This window comes from Riemerella anatipestifer (genome assembly GCF_009670965.2).
Lineage (GTDB): Bacteria > Bacteroidota > Bacteroidia > Flavobacteriales > Weeksellaceae > Riemerella > Riemerella anatipestifer_B.
On record NZ_CP073239.1, the window covers coordinates 1,463,203 to 1,483,969 of the forward strand.

At 33.2% G+C, this 20,767-nt stretch carries 18 protein-coding genes; 8 read left to right on the top strand and 10 right to left on the bottom strand.

Annotated features, from left to right (window positions below):
- Window positions 1-7 precede the first annotated feature (7 nt).
- From D1J36_RS06660 to greA, 5 genes are all read right to left on the bottom strand, one after another.
- A complete protein-coding gene (locus D1J36_RS06660; protein ID WP_154138075.1) occupies window positions 8-265 on the bottom strand; it encodes a hypothetical protein in 258 nt (85 codons plus the stop codon).
- A 6-nt stretch (window positions 266-271) separates the two neighbouring features.
- Window positions 272-2,209, bottom strand: a complete 1,938-nt coding sequence (locus D1J36_RS06665; protein ID WP_154138076.1) for a T9SS type A sorting domain-containing protein — start codon at window positions 2,207-2,209, stop codon at window positions 272-274.
- Window positions 2,210-2,281: 72 nt separating this feature from the next.
- Window positions 2,282-3,451, bottom strand: coding sequence for an ATP-dependent Clp protease ATP-binding subunit ClpX (gene clpX, locus D1J36_RS06670; protein WP_154138077.1), 1,170 nt, complete (start codon window positions 3,449-3,451; stop codon window positions 2,282-2,284).
- A gap of 37 nt (window positions 3,452-3,488) precedes the next feature.
- Entirely contained in the window at window positions 3,489-3,875 is a 387-nt protein-coding gene (locus D1J36_RS06675) for an HIT family protein (protein WP_004916969.1), read from the bottom strand.
- Window positions 3,876-3,893: 18 nt separating this feature from the next.
- The gene (greA, locus tag D1J36_RS06680) at window positions 3,894-4,361 is read right to left on the bottom strand and encodes a transcription elongation factor GreA (RefSeq protein WP_064971058.1); all 468 of its coding nucleotides are present in this window, start codon (window positions 4,359-4,361) and stop codon (window positions 3,894-3,896) included.
- Window positions 4,362-4,462: 101 nt separating this feature from the next.
- Between greA and D1J36_RS06685 the strand changes: the two genes are divergently transcribed.
- Both D1J36_RS06685 and dtd read left to right on the top strand, forming a co-directional pair.
- Complete coding sequence (locus D1J36_RS06685; protein WP_154138078.1) at window positions 4,463-4,927, top strand: hypothetical protein; 465 nt, start codon at window positions 4,463-4,465, stop codon at window positions 4,925-4,927.
- Between the two features lie 5 nt (window positions 4,928-4,932).
- Window positions 4,933-5,379: a D-aminoacyl-tRNA deacylase gene (dtd, locus tag D1J36_RS06690; RefSeq protein ID WP_154138079.1), complete on the top strand. Its 447-nt coding sequence runs from the start codon at window positions 4,933-4,935 to the stop codon at window positions 5,377-5,379.
- Window positions 5,380-5,461: 82 nt separating this feature from the next.
- Here dtd and sppA read toward each other — a convergent pair whose 3' ends face one another.
- The gene (gene sppA / locus D1J36_RS06695) at window positions 5,462-7,216 is read right to left on the bottom strand and encodes a signal peptide peptidase SppA (protein ID WP_154138080.1); all 1,755 of its coding nucleotides are present in this window, start codon (window positions 7,214-7,216) and stop codon (window positions 5,462-5,464) included.
- Window positions 7,217-7,237: 21 nt separating this feature from the next.
- Between sppA and folK the strand changes: the two genes are divergently transcribed.
- The 4 genes from folK (at window position 7,238) to D1J36_RS06715 (ending at window position 12,743) form a co-directional block, all read left to right on the top strand.
- Window positions 7,238-7,663 (top strand): 2-amino-4-hydroxy-6-hydroxymethyldihydropteridine diphosphokinase, encoded by a 426-nt coding sequence (gene folK, locus D1J36_RS06700; RefSeq protein ID WP_154138081.1) that lies wholly within the window; start codon window positions 7,238-7,240, stop codon window positions 7,661-7,663.
- A gap of 24 nt (window positions 7,664-7,687) precedes the next feature.
- The gene (locus D1J36_RS06705) at window positions 7,688-9,136 is read left to right on the top strand and encodes an OmpA family protein (protein WP_154138082.1); all 1,449 of its coding nucleotides are present in this window, start codon (window positions 7,688-7,690) and stop codon (window positions 9,134-9,136) included.
- A gap of 23 nt (window positions 9,137-9,159) precedes the next feature.
- A complete protein-coding gene (locus D1J36_RS06710) occupies window positions 9,160-10,623 on the top strand; it encodes an OmpA family protein (RefSeq protein ID WP_154138083.1) in 1,464 nt (487 codons plus the stop codon).
- 98 nt (window positions 10,624-10,721) lie between these two features.
- Window positions 10,722-12,743, top strand: coding sequence for a M3 family metallopeptidase (locus tag D1J36_RS06715; protein ID WP_154138084.1), 2,022 nt, complete (start codon window positions 10,722-10,724; stop codon window positions 12,741-12,743).
- A gap of 70 nt (window positions 12,744-12,813) precedes the next feature.
- Here D1J36_RS06715 and D1J36_RS06720 read toward each other — a convergent pair whose 3' ends face one another.
- Genes D1J36_RS06720 through D1J36_RS06730 form a run of 3 tightly spaced genes read right to left on the bottom strand, consistent with a single transcriptional unit; the run spans window position 12,814 to window position 17,950 of the window.
- Window positions 12,814-15,210, bottom strand: a complete 2,397-nt coding sequence (locus D1J36_RS06720; RefSeq protein ID WP_154138085.1) for a TonB-dependent receptor — start codon at window positions 15,208-15,210, stop codon at window positions 12,814-12,816.
- Between the two features lie 10 nt (window positions 15,211-15,220).
- The gene (locus D1J36_RS06725) at window positions 15,221-16,717 is read right to left on the bottom strand and encodes a trehalase family glycosidase (protein ID WP_154138086.1); all 1,497 of its coding nucleotides are present in this window, start codon (window positions 16,715-16,717) and stop codon (window positions 15,221-15,223) included.
- A gap of 3 nt (window positions 16,718-16,720) precedes the next feature.
- Window positions 16,721-17,950, bottom strand: coding sequence for an MFS transporter (locus D1J36_RS06730; RefSeq protein WP_154138087.1), 1,230 nt, complete (start codon window positions 17,948-17,950; stop codon window positions 16,721-16,723).
- A 114-nt stretch (window positions 17,951-18,064) separates the two neighbouring features.
- On the opposite strand from D1J36_RS06730, the gene D1J36_RS06735 reads away from it, so the two are divergent.
- A complete protein-coding gene (locus D1J36_RS06735; RefSeq protein WP_109475120.1) occupies window positions 18,065-18,913 on the top strand; it encodes an AraC family transcriptional regulator in 849 nt (282 codons plus the stop codon).
- A gap of 13 nt (window positions 18,914-18,926) precedes the next feature.
- Here D1J36_RS06735 and D1J36_RS06740 read toward each other — a convergent pair whose 3' ends face one another.
- Window positions 18,927-19,418 carry a DUF456 domain-containing protein gene (locus tag D1J36_RS06740; RefSeq protein WP_154138088.1) on the bottom strand — a complete coding sequence of 164 codons (492 nt, stop codon included), beginning with the start codon at window positions 19,416-19,418 and terminating at the stop codon, window positions 18,927-18,929.
- Window positions 19,419-19,491: 73 nt separating this feature from the next.
- On the opposite strand from D1J36_RS06740, the gene D1J36_RS06745 reads away from it, so the two are divergent.
- Window positions 19,492-20,754 carry a mechanosensitive ion channel family protein gene (locus tag D1J36_RS06745; protein ID WP_154138119.1) on the top strand — a complete coding sequence of 421 codons (1,263 nt, stop codon included), beginning with the start codon at window positions 19,492-19,494 and terminating at the stop codon, window positions 20,752-20,754.
- Window positions 20,755-20,767: the final 13 nt, after the last annotated feature.

Here is a 20,767-nt window from a genome sequence, read left to right on the forward strand (position 1 = left end):
CTAGATATTATAAACTTTTTAATTGTTTTTTTCTTAAGTAATAAGAAGTAACCAATATAAATCCTATTGCTAATAAAACAAGCTCTGTGGAATATAAATCTATTGGAGTTTGTGGTGGAGCACCAGGACCAGCGACACCTCCACCGCCTGGTGCTCCTCCTGTTGGTGGAGCACCAGGGCCAGCAACACCAGCACCAAAAACTAAATCTGTATTAAGAAAAGCTATGATTAGAAATAATAATCTTAGTTTGATATTGTTGTACATAATCTATTACTTTACTATTTTTTGAGAGAATTTTTGTCCATCTTTGGATATTGCTGTAACTACATAGGTTGCTTGTAGCTCAGGTAATTTAATTATAAAGTCAGAATCTGTTTTTACAGTTGGCTCTGATATAATTAGCTTTCCACTTATATCATAAACTTTTACACTTGCCTGTGTCCAGTTAGAATCAAATATTAATCTATGAGCTTTAATGCTATTATCATATAACACTACACAGTCGGAAGGCTTCTGGATATTAGATGTAGCCAAAGTTTTATTTTCAGGTTTTCCGTAGTACAGATTATAGTATTGCTGAGATACAGGATATTCTGCTCCTTGTTGCAAAGCAACTAAATTGCCTTCACCAGAACTGATGTAGAAACTTTCTCCATTAGAAAGAGTTTCTGTGTTTTTTGGAAGAAACTCAGTATTCTCTCTAATCTCAAATTTAACTTTCTTTATTTTATCACTATAGAGTCCTAGTAAAATATCTTTTCCTTTGTAATCAGTTTCGTTAGCTTCATTAATATATAACCAATAAGCATTTGCTGCTTCTTGGTCATATCCACCTGCAGGGCTTTCCTCAAATGTTCCTATGACATCAGAAGAAGTTGCTGTAACTTGAGTAGATGAAGTAACTCCTGTTCCAGTACGAGCATTAGGGTAAACAGCATAATAAGTTCTTCCTATCTCATTACCTTCATTATCTAAAGCTATAACACCTAACTGTTTTACAGAGTTAGAAGTACTAGCTGTTAAACTTTTGAAGCCATTATTTTGTACCCTTAAATTACCTGCATTTGTAGCTGATGACATAGTCCCCTCTCCTTGTTCAGTGTTAAGAACAGACGCTCTGTTGTCAAAAGTTCTAAGTGTTGCCAAATCAAGACTTCCTGTTTCTCCGTCTTTCATTTTGATAACGAAAGTTCCCATAGGTCTTACAATAGCTAAATCAATATCTCCTACAATTACTCCTCCTCCTGTAAAAGAAATATACTTATATCCAGAATAACTTGTACCTGAAGTACTATTATAAGCCACAGATTTAACCTCAACTCTAATAGCTTGAATTTTGCTTTGTAAATCAGTAGGTATCTTTGTTAAGTCTAAATTGGTTAAGAAAGGGTTTCCAAATTGATAAATATTTCTACCATAGGTTCCTTCCCATGCAGTAGGATAGCTATAGAAAGAATCATACATATAGGTATTATATTTTTCTCTATAAATATTTAAACCATTCCCTCCTGCTCCGAAGTTAATGCCATTACCTGCATTTTGTAATGAAACAGTGTGCATACTCGTAGCAGAAGCGAAAGGTGTGCCTGTTACTGTTCTTACGGAAGTAAAACTAGTACCATCAGCACCTAGCATATAATAAGCGGATCTATAATTTCCAGAGGTTGCATTCATGCCACTATTCTGACTTGATAAATCCGTAACATGCTCAGATCTTACTAAAGTATTATTATATACTAAAATTTCATTCTTACTCCATCTTGAAGTAGAAAAGGTTTTTCCTAATCCTGAAGATAAATCGTTAAAAACTTTATTCTCAAAAGGAAGAGCTAACTGTTGATAATGCCCGTTATCTGTAGTTTGGAATTCTTTCTTAACAACACCTGTTATATTACTTTGGCTGTCATTGTTTATCCATAGCTGTCCGTAGTTGCCATAAGGGTCACCAGTAACAGTAGGTGTATTTTGCTTTATTACAAAGCTACTACCCGTACTATCATCAGTAAGAAGACCTCCTTTATCTATTTGTATATTACCTTGATTTTCTATTAATCCTGTATTTTTAACCTCTACAGTACCCCCATTGTACATTAATGTTCCGGGTTTTACATATAAATTCGCCGTTGCTGCTACATAAGTCAAGGATTGAGCTTTGATGGACATTAATCCTAGAGCTAACAACCCTGCAGAGAATACACCTTTTTTCATATATGAGTTTTTTATTATAATATTGTACAAATAACCAAGCAAAGATATAAAAATATTATTACAATCAATAGATTACTGCAATAATATTTTACTATCAATGGAATCTACATTAAACATGTAGTCTTCTAAAACCTTTTCTGTAGTACCTCTGAGCCCTCTTGCACCTAATCCTTTTTCAAAAGTTTCATCTACAATTTTCTCTAGGGCTTCGTCTGTGAATTCTAAATCTACACCGTCCATCTTGAAAAGAGCTTTGAATTGATTAACAATAGAGTTTTTTGGCTCTTTCATTATTCTTACCATGGTCTCTTTGGTTAGTTGGTCTAAATAAGTAATTACAGGGAATCTACCTAAAAGTTCTGGAATTAATCCGAACTTTCTCAAATCCGTTGAGTTTACTTGTGGCAATATCTGTGCCAAATCTTTTTCGGAGTCTAATTTTTCTTTACTAAATCCTATGGCTTGCTTGTTTAGTCTCCTTTCTATAATTTCTTTTATACCATCAAAAGCCCCTCCTGCAATAAATAGAATATTCTGAGTGTTTACCTGTATGTATTTTTGATCAGGATGTTTTCTTCCTCCTTGAGGCGGTACATTTACGATGCTTCCCTCTAATAATTTTAATAAACCCTGCTGTACACCTTCTCCTGATACATCTCTTGTGATGCTTGGATTGTCTGATTTTCTCGCTATTTTATCTATTTCATCTATGAATACAATGCCTTTTTCGGCTTTTTCTACATCGTAATCTGCGACCATAAGAAGTCTAGACAAAATACTTTCTACATCTTCGCCTACATAACCAGCTTCGGTAAGTATTGTGGCATCTACAATGCAAAAAGGTACATTGAGTTCTCTAGCGATAGTCTTTGCTAAAAGGGTTTTTCCTGTGCCTGTTTCACCTATCATGATGATGTTGGATTTTTCTATCTCAACATCATTGTCTTTTTTTGTTGAAGAGTGTAGGAGTCTTTTATAATGGTTATAGACTGCGATGGAAAGTTGTTTTTTAGCTTGGTCTTGTCCGATGACATATTCGTCTAGAGTTTTTTTAATTTCTCTAGGTTTCTTTAGTTCGGAGAGGGTATTTACGGGAGAAAATTCTTCTTTCTGGATATTGTCTTTAACAAATGCGTGAGCCTGTTCTATACAATGTTCGCAGATGAGTCCGTTTTGTCCCGAAACTAGCATTTGAACTTCTTTACGATGTCTTCCGCAAAAAGAACACTGGTTATTATTCATATTTTAGTGTTGAATGAGTAGGTGAATGAGTGATAATTTATTTTAAAATTTTTTGCTGTATTTCTTTGAAATCTTCTGCTGAAAATTTCACTCTCTCTTTCTTAAAATTAAGGTCTTCTATCTTGTTGATAGGTACTAAGTGAATGTGAGCGTGAGGTACTTCTAGTCCGATAACTGCTATGCTCACTCTTTCACAAGGAATGTTTTTCTCAATTTTTTTAGCTACTTGTTGTGCAAATGCCCAAAGATTTTTAAACTCCTCCGTATCTAAATCAAAAATAAGGTCAACTTCCTTTTTGGGAATTACCAAAGTGTGTCCTTCAGCTAAAGGCATTACATCTAGAAAGGCTAAATGGTTTTCGTCCTCTGCTATTTTATACGCAGGGATTTCTCCGTTGATGATTTTGGTGAAAATAGAAGCCATAACTATTAAATTTTAAAATTATAGAGAAATATCTAAGACTTCAAACGTCAGTTGGTTGCCATTAGGTAAGGTAATTTCGGCTGTTTCACCCACTTTTTTACCTAACAAACCTTTAGCGATAGGCGTGTTTACAGAGATTTTCCCTGACTTTAAATCGCTTTCGTTATCTGGAACCAGTGTGAATACTTGCTCTTTTTTCGTTACTTTATTAAATAGCTTTACAGTAGTCAATATAGAAACTTTAGAAATGTCTAGTTGACTTTCATCTATAACTTTAGAAGTAGCTATTAAATCTTTTAGTTTAGAAATTTTCATTTCTAAAAGTCCTTGAGCCTCCTTAGCAGCATCGTATTCAGCATTTTCAGAAAGGTCACCTTTATCTCTAGCTTCGGCTATTTGTTGAGTTATTTTTGGTCTTTCTACGCTTTCTAGTTGCTCTAGTTCGGCTTTCATTTTCTCTAAGCCTTCTTTCGTTACATATGCCATAATTTCGTTAATTTAGCGTTAGTATAAAAAAATAATCCGACATTTGCCGGACAATGTTTTGTGTTTAATAATTTGGTGCAAATATATAAATTTTATTTTAAATGAAAAGAACTTTTTGGGGATTATTGGTTTTAAAAATATTAGTAATCAGTAGTTTAGTTTTTACTAATTCGTGTAAAAATAGAGAAGAAACGGTATCTTGTTTTCCTAATACAATGATTAATGTTACTCTTAACCTGAATTTACCTTTGTATCAAAAGCTAATGAATGTTGGCGGTTGGATTTATGTAAATGAGCAAAACTCGGGTACTAGAGGATTGATTGTGGTAAGAACAGGAACTGCTACATTTAAGGCGTATGATAGAAATGCTCCACATATTTGCCCAGCATCTGATACTACATTAGAAGTTAAAGATGATATTAAAATAGTTTGCCCTAAAGATGGAGCAGAATGGTATCTTTTAGCTTCCTTATCTGGACAACCTACTAAAGTTTCGCAAGTTCCGCCTAAGACTTATTTCACTTATTATGATACTGTATCTAATGTTTTAACTATAAGAAATTAACACAAATGAAAGTAGTTGTACAAAGAGTTTCCTCTGCTTCTGTAGTGGTAGAAGGAGTGGAGGTGTCAAAAATAAACAAAGGATACTTATTATTAGTAGGCGTGGAAGAAACTGATGAAGAGGCTGATGCGGATTGGCTTGTAAAAAAGATAGTTAACCTTAGAATTTTTAGTGATGATGAGGGGAAAATGAATTTATCTATAAAAGAGGTTAGTGGAGAGGTGCTTTGTGTGAGCCAATTTACACTTATGGCGGACTATAAAAAAGGGAATAGGCCTTCTTTTATTACTGCAGCTAGACCAGATTTGGCGGTTCCTATGTTTGAATATTTTAAATCAGAAATGGCTAAATATGGCGTTACTGTTAGTTCTGGCATTTTCGGGGCGGATATGAAAGTGGGCTTAACTAATGATGGTCCAGTAACTATAATTATGGACTCTAAAATAAGATAGCGGTTTCTAGAAATAATGAAAAACGAGCGGATACACTTATGTATTTCGCTCGTTTTTGTTATATATTGATGCTATTAGTTTTTTAGAAAGCTATTTTTACTGGGGACTGCATCATTACTTTAGAATTATTTTTCTTGAAGTTGTTGATGGTTTCATAAATATAGTATTGCTCGCTTCCCATTTTTTGTTTCATAAAATAAGTGGAGATGCTCTCTTCATCCATACCTTTAAAAAATTCTTCTAAAGGATTTATTTCTGAAGGATAAGAAACTATGTTATAATTTTTTACCTTTGATTGTTTAACAGCAAAGTTAATGGCATCATTTAGGCTTCCTAGTTCATCTACTAGCCCTAGCTCTTTTGCTTTTTTACCAGACCAAACTCTACCACCTGCGATTTCGTCCACTTGCTCGAAAGTTTTATTTCTGTTTTTAGTTACGAAATAGACGAATCTCTTGTAAGTTTGTTCCACACTATTTTGAAGCATGTTTTTGGTGCCATCGGTAATACCGCTTATAGGAGACATCATTTGTGAGTTGGCGTTTGTGGAAACCACATCAGAGCGAATTCCGTTTTTGTTAGCCAAATTTTTAAAGTCAGGTATCATACCAAATACACCAATAGACCCCGTAATAGTGTTGGGTTCTGAATAGATTTTGTCTCCAGCCATTGCGATATAATAACCTCCAGAGGCAGCATAATCTCCAAAGGAAACAACGAGAGGTTTTTTAAGTTTAAGCTGTTGTAGTTCAAATAGTATTTGGTCAGAAGCATTGGCACTTCCTCCAGGAGAGTTGATTCTTAAAACTACTGCTTTGATGTCATCATCATCTTTTAAATCTCTGATGTACTCTATGTATTTTTCGTCAGAAATATTGGTAACTTCATCACCATTGATAATGTTTCCTGAAGCATATAAAACTGCAATTTTTTCACTAGATTTGCTTTCGTCTTTGATGGATTTAATGTATTTTCTTATAGATACTTTATTAAGTTTCTTATCTGTGTCTATACCTATTTTTTGTTTTAATAATAGTTCATATTCTCCTTTTTGCATTAGCTTATCTACCAAACCATATTTCAAACTAAAATCAGGTATCATTCCGTAAAGACCATCTGTAATGGATTGGAAGTTTTCTATGTTAATTTTTCTAGATGAAGCAATTTTGTTAGAAACTCTACCCCATAAATCGGAAAGTAGGGTGCTTAGTTGTTCTTTATTTTCAGGAGAAATGTCATTTCTTAAAAAAGGTTCTACAGCGGCTTTATATTTGCCGTGTCTTATAACATTGATGCCGATGCCGTATTGCTCAGCAAAATCTTTTAAAAATACCACTTCTGATGCCATACCCTTAAGTTCTATTCCTCCTGCGGGGTTGAGGTAGAACTTATCTGCAACAGAACCTAAAAAATAGGATGGTTGAGAAACTGAATTGCCGTAAGAATACACGAATTTTCCACTTTTTTTGAAATCTTCTATGGCGTTTCTTATGCTTTCAATTTGAGTGATACCTGCGTTGATGTTATCATTTTCTATGCTAATACCTTTAATATTGTCGTCCGTTTTAGCTTTCTCTATAGCTCTGATAATATCGTATAGAGCAACATCTCGTACTTGGTTTTTAAAATCAAAAACATTTAGGTCTTTTTCAGTTTCGCTTTCGATGATTCTTAATTTAGAATCTAGTGTTAATATTGAATTACTTTTAATTTTTACATTATCTTTGTCTCCAATAGCGCTGCCAATTATAGCAATAATAATGAAACCAAAGAAAATAAAAAAAACGATGGTTATAGCCGTGATATTGGCTAATACACTTTTAATAAAACTACGCATACTGTAAATAATTTTGTTAATATGTCGCAAAGAAAGGTTATTTTGTTACTAGGAAGCAATATAAAAAATCCTAAAAAAAATATAGAAGAGGCTATTTCGTTGATAGAGAAAAGACTAGGGGAAATAATAAAAAAGAGTCAAATGTTAGAAACAGAGCCTGTAGAATTTGCTAGTTCTAATATATTTTGTAATATTGCAGTCTTATTAGAAACACAAATTTCACCTATTCAGATTTTAACTGAAGTGAAAAGTATAGAAAAAGCTATGGGGAGGATTAGTGATTCTAAAGAGTTAGGAGGATATGAAGATAGAGTAATAGATATTGATGTGGTGAGTATTGGTAATATCACCTACAAGTCAAGAAGACTGGATATACCTCATTATAAACATGTTCACGAACGTGACTTTTCTCAAGTGCTGTTGAGAGAAATAGGAATCACAAAGTGAAACAAAAAGAGAAAAAATATATATATGAAAATTAATTTATTGTCGCTACTGGTTATTCCTGCTGTAATGTATTCACAAAACACGGAGAAGTATCCAAATACCTTTTCTTCAGGATCTACCTATGTAAAAAAGTTTGATAATAAATCTCGATTGTTTAATGATTGGTCTATCTCCGTTGGAGGAGGTGGGGCATTCATGCAATCAGCTGATTTAACTTCTTTTTATGGCAAGGGTGTCAATTTGGGTTGGAACACTTACATAAGTTTGGATAAACAAATCTCTCATGTTTTCGGACTGAGTTTACAATATCAGCAGGGTCAAACCAATCAGCAAGGGATGATAAATCCTATTTACGGAGTTGCAAATGCTAATACTAAGTATAAACAGGTTTCTTTGATTGGAGATGTTAACTTCTCTAATCTACTACTGAGAGTAGATAATAACTCTACATATAGATGGGCTTTGCATGGGTATGCGGGATTAGGGTTGCAAGGATATAAGACCTATTTACAAGATAAGTCTGCTTTGTGGAATGGCAGAGGTGTGTTAGAGGTGAATCAGGATTTAGATATTGCTTCATTTTTCTATCAAGCAGGTGCAGGTATTAAATATAAAATTTCCAAGTTGTTAGATATAGAGGCAAGACTTATGTATATTATGTCTGGTGATGATGAATTTGATGGTGGTGGTTGGGATAATACATCTGTAGAGTATCCATATAATAGAATAAAGAATACTAACTCTGATAATATGTTTACTGCTAATTTAGGACTTACATTTAAATTAGGTAAACATCTTTCTCATTTGGCGTGGCATGATCCGCTAGAATATCTAGAAAATAGAATAAGCAAACTGGGAGCACCTATCGATTTTGTTGTTTGTGAAAAAGGAGATAATGATAATGATGGTGTGTGTGATGATTGGGATAGACAATTAGATACTCCTGCTGGAGCCAGAGTTGATGGAGCAGGTGTGGCACTTGATATTGATTTAGATGGTGTTATTGATTTATATGATAAATGTGTAACTGTACCAGGACCAGCTTCGAATAATGGTTGCCCTGAAGTACTCAAAATAAATGTAAATAAGATTGATATAAAGCAATCTGTTGTAGAGATCAATAAGAATTTTGAAGGAATAGAGTTTGATCTTAATAGTGATGTAATCAGATCTATATCTTTTGATAGGCTAGATAAAGCTGCTGCAATCATCAAAAGTTTAGATTCTAAAACTCAGTATTTAGTAATAGGGGCTACAGATACTAGAGGCTCGGCTGCTTATAATAAAAAATTATCACAAAGAAGAGCAGATGCTGTAGTTAAATACTTAGTTGATAAGGGAGTAGATCCTTATATGTTATTAGCAGAAGGTAGAGGTAAGGATGATTTGAAATATCCTGAGTGTAACCCTTATACTAAATGTCCTGAGTGGAAAAATGAAGCTAATAGAAGAGTGTATTTTTCAGAAAAATAGGAGTAAAAATATAAAAAAATATTATGAAATTAAATTTGGCAAGTATAGCATTGGTACTATCTTTTCCTGCTATTTTAGATGCTCAAGCAGTAACTGATACAACAGGTAGTAAGTACCCAAATACTTTTTCTTCGTGGTCGTCAAATGTTGTTCCTTTTACACAAGATGTAAAAAGATTCAATGACTGGTCAGTATCGGCAGGTGTAGGTATACCTTTTATTCAATCTGCAGATGTTACTTCTATCAAGAATGGTAATGGTAAAAATTTGTATGGTTATTCAATGTACCTTAGTGTAGATAGAGCAATAACTCATGCTTTTGGGTTAAATCTTCAGTATGATAGAGGAGAAACTAGACAAGGATCATATAGAACAGGAACAGGTGGTACGGGATATGCTGCTAGAACTCAGTATGATGCTATATCTTTATTAGGAGATATTAATTTTTCTAATCTATTCAGAAGAGTAGATAATCATTCTAACTATAGATGGGCTATCCATGGTTATGCAGGGATTGGAACATTAGCTTATAGAGCTTATGCAGAGACTAATGGAGGACCACAGACACTGATGACTGAAGTTAAACCGTTTAAATTTACATCTTTATTTGGACAAGCGGGAGCAGGGGTTAAGTTTAAGGTTTCTAGGAGAGTAGATCTTGAAACTAGGTTAATGTATGTAGTGACAGGAGATGATGAATTTGATGGAGGAGGAGCTCAATATAGTGATAGAAATATGACAGAGGATCAAGTGTCTGATAATTTCTTCAATGCAACATTAGGGGTTTCTTATAAATTTGGAAAGCATATTTCTCATCTAATGTGGCATGACCCTTATCAAGAACTTTATAACAAAATAGAGTTGGCTTCAGTACCTCCAGTAGTTGAAGTATGTAAGAGTGGAGATGCTGATAATGATGGTGTTTGTGATGATTGGGATAGACAATTAGATACTCCTGCAGGGGCTAGAGTAGATGGTGCGGGTGTTGCTTTGGATACAGATTTAGACGGTGTAATTGATTTACATGACAAGTGTGTAACTGTTCCTGGTCCAGTTTCTAATAATGGTTGTCCAGAAGAAAAACAAATTGTACAACAAAAGTTAGAGCAAGAAGATGAACAAATAGTAGCGATTAACAAAAACTTTGAAGGTATAGAGTTTGATCTTAATAGTGATGTCATTAGAGCTATATCTTTTGATAAGTTAGATAATGCAGTAGTTATCATGAAAACTTTAAGAACTGATAAGCAGTACTTGGTAATCGGTGCTACAGATACTAGAGGATCTGATGCTTACAACCAAAAATTATCTCAAAGAAGAGCTGAGTCTGTTGTGAGATACCTTGTTGGAAAAGGTGTTCCTAGCTCTATGTTAATTGCTGAAGGTAGAGGTAAAAAGGATTTAAAATATCCAGAATGTAACCCATACACTAAGTGTCCAGAATGGAAAAATGAAGCTAACAGAAGAGTTTACTTTAAAGCAAAATAATAGCAGAATTTGCTAATATTAGAAAGCTGTTTCACGATTGTGAGGCAGCTTTTCTTTTTTAGTTGTAACTTTGTAGCAATAGAATTAATAGTATAAAAATGAATCTACTTTTAAAAGAGTTTAGTACAAACTACCAATCAATACCTTTTGATTTAATAAAAGAAGCTGATTTTCTACCAGCATTTATTGAGCTGATAAAATCTACTGAAGAAGAAATAAAAAATATCGCTGAAAATAGTGAATCTTCTACCTTTGAAAATATAATAGAAGCTATGTCTTATTCTGGGAAACAGTTAGATGTGGTATCTAATTTGTTTTTCAATCTTAATTCGGCAGAAACAAATGATGAGTTACAAAAGATAGCACAAGAGGTTTCTCCTCTTCTTACAGAGTTTTCTTCCAAAATCTTTCAAAATCAAACACTTTTTTTACGAGTTAAGTCTGTGTATGACTCTAAGCAGAATTTAGATTTGAATGAGGAACAAACGATGTTGTTAGAACAAACCTATAAGGGATTTGTTCGTAATGGAGCTTTATTGAGTGAGGAAGATAAAAAGAAGTTAGAGGTTATCAATAAAGATTTGGCGATAAAATCTTTAACATTTGGACAAAATGTATTAGCAGCTACTAACAATTATTTTAAACATATTACAGATGTAGATAAGTTGAAAGGAATCCCCAATGATATTTTAAATCAGTATCAAGAAGAGGCTAAAAGTAGAGGATTGGAAGGCTATGTAATTACATTACAATATCCTAGTTATTTACCACTGATGACCTATGCAGAAGATAGAGCTTTAAGAAAGGAGTTAGCTGTAGCTAATGGTAAAAAAGCTTTTGATGGTGGAGAGTTTGATAATCAAAAATTGATTGAAGAAATTGTTCTTCTAAGGCAGAAAAAAGCACAGCTATTGGGTTATGAAAACTATGCAACCTATGTTCTAGAAGAAAGAATGGCTAAGTCTTCAGTAGAGGTTTTTTCTTTTCTGAATGAGCTTTTAGAAAAGGCGAGGCCTTACGCTTTAAAAGAAATAGAAGAATTAAAAACTTTAGCTGAGAAAGATGGGATTACTGATATTCAAAGCTATGATCATGCCTTCTATGCTGAAAAGTTGAGAAAACAAAAGTTTGACTTGAGTGATGAGGAACTTAAACCTTATTTTCAGTTAGATAAAGTAGAACAAGCGGTGTTTGATTTATCAAAAAATATATTTGGGTTAGAGTTTGAAGAAATAACCAATATTTCAAAGTATCACCCTGAAGTAAAGATTTACAAAGTTACGGAGCAAGGTGAATATAAAGCACTTCTTTATGTAGATTATCACCCAAGAAAAGGCAAACGAGCTGGAGCTTGGATGACAAGTTATAGAAATCAATATAAAAAGGGAAATGAGAATCATCGTCCACATATTTCGGTAGTGTGTAACTTTACTAAACCTACGGCTGACACACCTAGTTTGCTTACTTTTCAAGAGGTTACTACTTTATTCCATGAGTTTGGGCACGCTTTGCACGGTATTTTGGCTAATACACAATACCCTAATTTGTCTGGAACTTCCGTGAAATGGGATTTTGTAGAGTTACCATCTCAGTTTTTAGAAAACTATTGTTACGAGGCAGAGTTTCTTAAAACTTTTGCTAAACATTATAAAACAGGAGAGGTTCTATCTAATGAAAAGATTGAAAAAATAGCTCAATCTAAAAACTTTATGGAAGGCTATCAGACGCTTAGGCAGTTAGGTTTTGGATTGCTGGATATGCATTATCATACAACTCTTTTTTCGGACGAGGAAAAGTTGAAAATAAAAGATTTTGAAGATAAAGTAATGGCGGTTACTCAGCTTTATCCAATTCATTCCGAAACAGCAGTAAGCCCTAGCTTCTCTCATATTTTTCAAGGAGGTTATGCAGCGGGTTATTATTCTTACAAATGGGCAGAGGTTTTAGATGCAGATGCGTTTCAGTACTTTAAAGAGAACGGAATTTTTAATCAAGAGTTAGCTGAAAAATACAAACAACTTTTATCCAGCGGAGGTACTATAGACCCTATGGTTCTATATAAAAACTTTAGAGGGAGGGAGCCTAAAGTTGAAAGTTTACTAAAACGGGCTTTTGGATAAAAATAAGATAAAAAGAGGCTGCCAAAATTTTAGGGCAGCCTCTCTTACTATGAAAAAAACTATTTTTTAATTAAAAATCTAGTGTGATAGAGAATCTAGCTAAAGCACCTACAATAGATCTTGCAAAGATAATATCACCATCTTTTTTATTACCGAAAGTACCATCACCTTCTGTAAGTCCTATATTATTAGTTATATTGGTAGCGTCTAGAGCAAATCTAATATTCTTAATTTGATAGGAAGCACCAGCGTCAAGAACTCCGAATCCTTTCAATACAAAAGTATTTCCTTCGTCGTTATATTTTGTTCCGTAGTGAGAATATCTAGCGTAAACATTAAGCCCTTTAGTAATATCATAAGAAGGTCTTATAGAGAAGAATGTTTTAGGGATTCTTCTAGCCTGATTTCCTACATAAGACGCATTAGATGCGAATTTAGTATATTCTGGTTTTTGAAATGTAGCATTGGCAGAAACCGAAAAATTATGATATCTGTATTGAGCTTCTAGTTCTAGTCCTAGGTTTCTAACATCAGCAAGTAACGCTTCAGATTTACCTCCAGCTACAATGTCTCCGTAGAAAATGTTTTTCAAATTCATTAGGAAAGCACTACCATATAGGGCAAAGTTATGGCTTATTTGTCCAGTGTATCCTAGTTCACTTTGGTTAACTGTAGTAGGCTTTATTAGAGAAAGGTTTTTATTAGCGTTATCATAGAAAGCCTCCTCAATAGGTGCTCTAAATCCATGGCTCTGTCTAAAATATACTGCCATTTTATTATTGATTTTGTAGTTTAGGGCGGCAGTGTAGCCTACTTTATTTAAGTTATATGACCAATAAGTAAACGGAGCTCCTTGAACGGTAGTTACTTTATCATCAGCTGTGCTATTAGGTAATACACCTAAGTTTTCTGATGAAAATCTAGCATTGTCTCTATAGCCTTTGTACTTATTGATGTCATATCTAACACCTACATTGGCATTGAATTTATCGTTTATCTCTATATCAGCATTAGCAAAAAAAGCATTTACATTTCCTGTAAGTCCAGCTTGTCTTTCTAACCAAGTGATTTGGGAAACACCGTTGTAAGTATAGTTGGTACCTGTGGAAGTGTCTTGTAAGTTAACTAGCCTTGGTTTATCTGAAGCTGTAACAAGGAAGCTATTCCAGTTCCAATAGTGGTCAGATGACCAGTTGGAGTAATAATGTCCTACATTTAATTTTACCTTATCTAAATCTATATTGAAATTAAGATTATTGGCTAAATTTTGCATGTTTTTTCTTATAAACCAAAGGTCAGCTCTTTTAAGCTTTTCGTTAGGATCTAGAACACCTCCACCATTTACATAAGTAAAGAAAGCGTTTGCTCTGTCAATATTTAAGTTGTCAGAATATTCATTTTGAGAGACAATAGAACCCATCCAAGAAGGTGCAAAAATAGCATTGTAATCCTGATTAATTGATGTAAATTTCATGTTATTATGAACAGTAACAACATCGGATAATTTATATTTGAGCTCTGTACCTATAGCGTGAGAGACAGGGTGTACTCCATTTCTTAAATCAGTTTCAAAAAAGCCTCCACCATACTGAGGTACTCTAATTTGTGCCATTTCCATAGAGGCGAAAGTACCGTAGTTAGGATCGAAGCCAGGGTAAGCTTTTACGCCGTTTCCATTTTTAATAAAGGGAGTTACTTGGTAGAACATTGCTCTGTCATTAAGATATTTGTAATATACTCTAGCGTAACCTTTATCAAATTTGTAAGTAAGGTTTAGTTTAATTTGTCCACCCCTGTTGGCTTTAAATCCAGGAGACCTCATCCCGTTATCCTCCCTATAAAAACCTCCAGCGTTAAAGAATAATTTATCTTGAACTAAAGCACCACCAATATTAAAATCAGTTCTGAATAATCCAAATGTACTTGTAGATAATTTTAAGGTTCCTTTAGTATCATTTTGTCCTGTTTTGGAAATGAAGTTAACAATACCACCAGGAGCACCTGATGCGAATACAGATGCTGTACCACCTCTAACAGCTTCTACACCTTGTAGGGTAAGGTCTAACCTTTGGAAGTTATCAATATTAGCAAATTGTAAGGCTCCATCTTCAAATATAGGAAGCCCGTCTTCTTGAATCTGAACATACTCATAAGCTCCTGCGGAAGGGATACCTCTTGCGAAAAGGTTGTTTCCAACCTCACCTCCTGAGTTTTCAGCTAAAAACCCTGGTACATATTGTAATATGTCTGCAGTAGATTGAGGGGCTTTCTGTTGAATGTCTTTTGCTTTCATTGTTGTGATAGCAATACTAGACTCAATTCTTTTCTTAGGGTTGGCACTCCCTGTAATAATTACTTCTTCAACATTATTTACTTTAACAGAATCTTTCTGTGTAGTTTGAGCAAAGGTATTGTTGAAGTAAAAAGTAGCAACACCTGCTAGTAGTAAAAAGGATTTTCTTTTCATATCAAAAAAATTATAGGTTAAATATTTTTTTCATTTTAACATAAATGGCATTAGTCCAACCAAAGCCATCTTGATTTGGGTATTCTCCACCTGTAGCTATATTCTCGGTGTTTATAGCATCGTATTTCTCCATTAGTTTTCCAGTTTTTTTATAAGTGTTCTCTACATTAGAACACCACTTTTGAGCTATTTCTTTAGCTGTTTGGTCGTAACCGTAGTTCATTAAGCCTTTGCAAGCTATCCATTGTAGAGGAGCCCAAGCATTTGGGGAATCCCATTGTTGACCGCTATTGTTGGTAGTGGTAACTAGCCCTCCTTTGTATAAAAATTTATTTTCTATAATATCTTTTATACATTCGGCTTGTGATTGGCTTGCTACCCCGATAAATAGAGGATATGCTATACCTAGATGGTTGGTGTTTACTATTTTTTGTTTCGTGATGTGATAGTCACCATAGGTCTTAAACTCGTCACTCCATAGATATTTATGGATAGCTTTCTTTCTGTTTTCAGCTCTAATGGAGTATTCTTCTGATTTTTCTTTGTCATTTATCAAGAGATAAATTTTAGATAATAGATTTTCTGCATTCCATAAAAGGGCATTGAGGTCTGGGGTTACTAAATTTAATGTATAAATAGACTTCAAATCTTTAGAATCTTCTAACCATCTACTGGAGAAATCCCAACCAGATTCGCAAGCAGCTCTTATATTTCTATAAAAGTTACTCTTATTATTTGTATTTTGAGCTTCTTTTAAATCTATCATATAGCTTTCTGGTCTAGGAGTGTCATAGTTATCATAGTATCTATTAAGTAACTCACCATTAGGCATCTTTGTTAATCTTAAGAAATGTGTTTTAAAGTCTTCATTTTCGCCTTTCATCCAGAATTTATATTCCTTTTCTAGAACCTCAAGGTATTTTATAAGCAAGTCATTCTCATTACTTTCTAATTTGGCATAAAGTTGAAGCATTAGCGAAAAGTAAGGTGGTTGAGATCTTCCTAAAAAATAAGTTCTATTACCATTTGGAACAAAACCATATTCACTAATGAGATGAGCCGCATTATCTAGCATATTTAGAATCATATCTTTTTTTCCATATTCTTCTAAACCTAGCATAATATAATAGCTGTCCCAGTAAAAAAACTCATTGAATCTTCCTCCAGGTACTACGTAGGTGTTGGGTAATTTTATTCTTGTTCCAGTATTTTCTATTGTACTTCTTTCAAGCTTTGTCCATAGTTGTTCTATGTGATGCTCTATGGGTAATAGGGAATGGCTACTTGTTTCTACTTCAAAAACTACAGGCATATCCAAGCGAAAGTATTTGGTAACAAATTCTTTTAGATTAAAATCCTTAGAATCTTTACTTGATAGGTATGCGGCATTAATTTCTTCTATAGACATCAAAGGTATAGCATCAGCCATGGTTTTCTGATCTTTGAATATTTCTTGAGATTGTACAGCGTGAAATATATCTGATATAGAATCTATATAGTGCAACATGGTTTACGAGTTTACTTTTTTATTAACTTGATTGAATGCTATTACTGATATAAGCAATAAAGACAAAGGAAACAATGAAAAATAGAATGCTTTTTGTCCACTAAATGCTTGAAATACAGAGCCTGTAATAATGGAACCTATGGTGCCTCCTATAGCTGAAAAAACAACAATAAGACCAGACATAGAGCTATGTAAGTGTTTAGGAGTGGAGGCTAGTACAATAGAATTGATACAAGGGTATATTGGTGATAAAAATAAGCCCATAAGAGGGAAGAGATAGATGACTAAAGGAGCGTTAAGCCAGCTAATGTTTTCGGAGTGAGTTATATTCTGCGTAAGAGGAAGTACAAGTAACAGACTTACCGTAAAACCTAGTATACAAAAAATAACAATACTAATCCATGAGAATTTTTGAGAGAAAAAACCAGATAAGAACCTGCCTAGAGCAAAAGCTCCTGCTAAAATAGCACCAGCTTGTATTCCCATACTTGCAGGAACTTTTAATATCTCGTTGTAAAATGTCGGTGTCCATGTTTGGAAACTCTGCTCTACAAGCACAAACAAAAAAGCAGATGCTAAAAATATAAGAACATTAGTCATTTTAAAGAGATTGATACTAGACTTTAAATCATCTATTAAGGAATTTGATTTAAGTTTAGCTTCTGATTCGTCAAATTTGGCAGACCATAAAAATGCGAACGAAATAAGAGACATTGTTCCTAAAATCCAATAAACATTAGTCCAGTTAAGTGATTTTGAATCAGCATCATCTATAAAGAAACTGAACAATAAATTACCAAATAAAACACCTATCATAAAGAAACCTTCTAGAAATCCCATGAGGCTGGTGTGTTCTTTTGTAGATGAGGTTACTAAACCAATGGAAGTGAACACAGATATTTTAATAAGAGCAAAGGACAGTCCTACTATTAAAAATAAAAGTTTGAACATCCAAAAAGAAGAACTAAAAGGCATTAAAAAACATAGTAGTGAGACTAATGCTAAACCTATAAGCATAGATTTCTTAATGCCTATTTTGGGTAAAAAAGAAGCGAGGATAAAAGAGCCTATTGCAATAGGTAAATCTTTGAACCCTTCTAATACACTAGCATTGGCTTTGGAAATATCAAAGTTTCTTTGTACTTGTAAGATGACACTCCCTACAGAGTTAAGCAATATAGCAAAAACAAAGTAGTTTAAAAATAGGGCTATTTTAATTCTAGTAGTAGACATTCTTTTTTTTGCTAAAGTAATATGAGTAATTTAAGATAGTTTTAACAATATAAATCATTTTTTGTACTATATTAATAATTTAAATATATTTACATAGTTTTTATATAAAATATAATGAAAATAAATTTTGAGACTATTTTGCCAGATCCTCATTCTAGTTTTAAAGTAAAACATATAGACTTTTCTATAAAGGAAGTAAATTGGGAATATCACTATCATCCAGAAGTAGAAATAGTATGTGTAATATCAGGTACAGGTACTAGGCATGTTGGGTATAATAAGAGCAATTATATAGATGGAGATTTGGTATTGATTGGTAAAAATATACCTCATTCAGGGTTTGGAATAGATTCTACGGATCCTCATGAGGAGATAGTAGTTCAGTTTAATGAAAAGTTAATTCTTTCCTTATCTCATACGGAAGAATTTATACCTATTAAAAATCTTCTAGATAAAGCAAAATTAGGTATTGCTTTTACTACCGAATTTAAAAATAAAATACTTCCTAAGTTTTATAAAATGACTCAAAAAAGAGGTATGAAGCGTTTTCTTCTTCTCTTAGAAATTTTGCATCAAATGTCTAATGAAAAAGATTATACCTTGTTAAATGATAAAATAATGCCATATCAGCTTATTACAAAAAATAAAGATAAGTTGGAAAAAGTCTTTACATTTTTAGAGGAAAACTATCATAAGCCCATAGAAATAGAGTCTATAGCTAAGCTAACCAATATGACCTTACCAGCCTTTTGTAACTTTTTTAAAAAAACAACACATCTTACTTTTACAGAGTATCTTAATAGGTATAGGGTAGATAAAGCTTGTAAACTTTTAGCTGAAGACTATTCTATTTCTGATGTAGCTTATATGGTAGGTTTTAACAGTGTGAGCTACTTCAATAGAAACTTTAATAAGTTTCTTAATGAAAGTCCTACTAATTTTAAAAAAACAATAAAAAGATAAAGGTTTATATAATCTAGCCTTTAAAATAATTCCATAGCACTACAAATAGCATAGCTACCCCAAGCGAGAAATTAAATAAACTACTCGCAAGAAATCCTATAAAAGCCCCTTTGGTAGAATTGTAGGCTTTGAGGTAGTTTTTGCTGTCGTGTAACATTTCTCCAATAAAAACCCCTAGAAACATACCTATTAAAAATCCAAAAGGAATTGGTAGAAAAAATCCTACTAAAGTTCCTACAATAGAGCCAATGCTGCCCCATTTAGTGCCTCCATAGCGTTTGTTTAGCTTTGCAGGAATAAGGTAATTTAAAACTAAAGAGGCTAAAGATAGAAGTCCAAAAGTCCAAATATATATCATGGATAGATTGGCATCATTACCAAATTTGTAGAGCAGCACTCCTGCAAAACTTAATAAAATACCAGGTAATACAGGAAGTATAGTGCCTAGTATACCAATAATGACCATAATGATACTAATAATAGTTACCCAATCTTGCGTTGTCATAATACTATAAAATTTGGTTAAAAGTACATATTTAGTACCATCTAAACAAACCTATTTTCTTATTTTTGCCAATATGAATGAGGAGATAAAAGACACTAAAGATTTTTTACAAAAAATAAGTGATCAAATTCATTTTTGGATAAAGGCAGAGATGCCTGATGGAATTATTTTGTTGTGTCAAATAGCAGCAAAACTATTCTTACTTTTAGTGATATTGGTTGCCTTGGATTTTTTATTTAAAATTTCATTTAACGCCTTATTTTTAGTTTTTAGAAAGTACACACAAAAACCAATTCTTAGGGCTTTTTATGAGAGTAAAATTTTAAATTCGGTAGCTCATTTTTTTGCTATTAGAATTACTCAGGAAATGATTTATTCTATTTTCTATAGACACCCTAAAAGTCATAGTATTTTAGAAACATTCTTTTCGTTAATGTTTGTACTAGCGTTTGCTATACTGTATTTTAGGTTGCTTAAAACTACCGAAAAATATTATGTTTTTAAAGGTGACTTTTATCGAATTACAGGTATTAGAGCCGTTACACAATCCCTCAAAATATTAGGTTATATTATATTTATTTTTGTGGGAGTTTCGGTGCTATTTCATATCAAAGCGTCTACTATTTTAGGTAGTTTAGGGGCAATGACGGCGGTGATACTTCTTGTCTTTAGAGATACTATTTTGGGTTTTGTTACAGGTATTCATGTCTCTACCTCTAGAAATCTAAAAGTAGGTGATTGGATAGGAATTCCAAAGTATAACATTGAAGGTACAATAGAAGATATTAACCTATTGACGACAAAAATTCAGAATTTTGATAAAACAGTATCTACCATACCTACTTACGACTTGCTTTCTACGGAGATTAAAAATCTTCAGATAATGTCTGAAACCAATACTAGGAGAATAAAGAAAGCTATTATTTTCAATATTAAATCATTTAAGTTTATAGATAATGAAATGATGGCGAAGTTGTCTAAAATTAACCTAGTTAAAGACTATTTAGAAGAAAAAAATGCTAAAATTTCAGAAGCAAAAAAGAGAATTGCTAACTCTTCTGAGATTATCAATGGGCCACAACTTACCAATATTGGTACATTTAGAGTGTACGCTCTTAACTATTTAAAAAATAATGATAATATAGAACAAGAAAGTCCGCTGATGGTAAGACAGCTAGAAATTACAGCCCAAGGACTTCCTCTGGAAATTTATTGTTTTACGAATAACTCTAAGTGGGAGAATTACGAGCAGATACAAGCAGATATTTTTGACCATCTTCTCGTAGCGGCACAGGTGTTTGATTTGGAGGTAATGCAAGTCAGTATCAAAGTATAATGTTAAATATCAA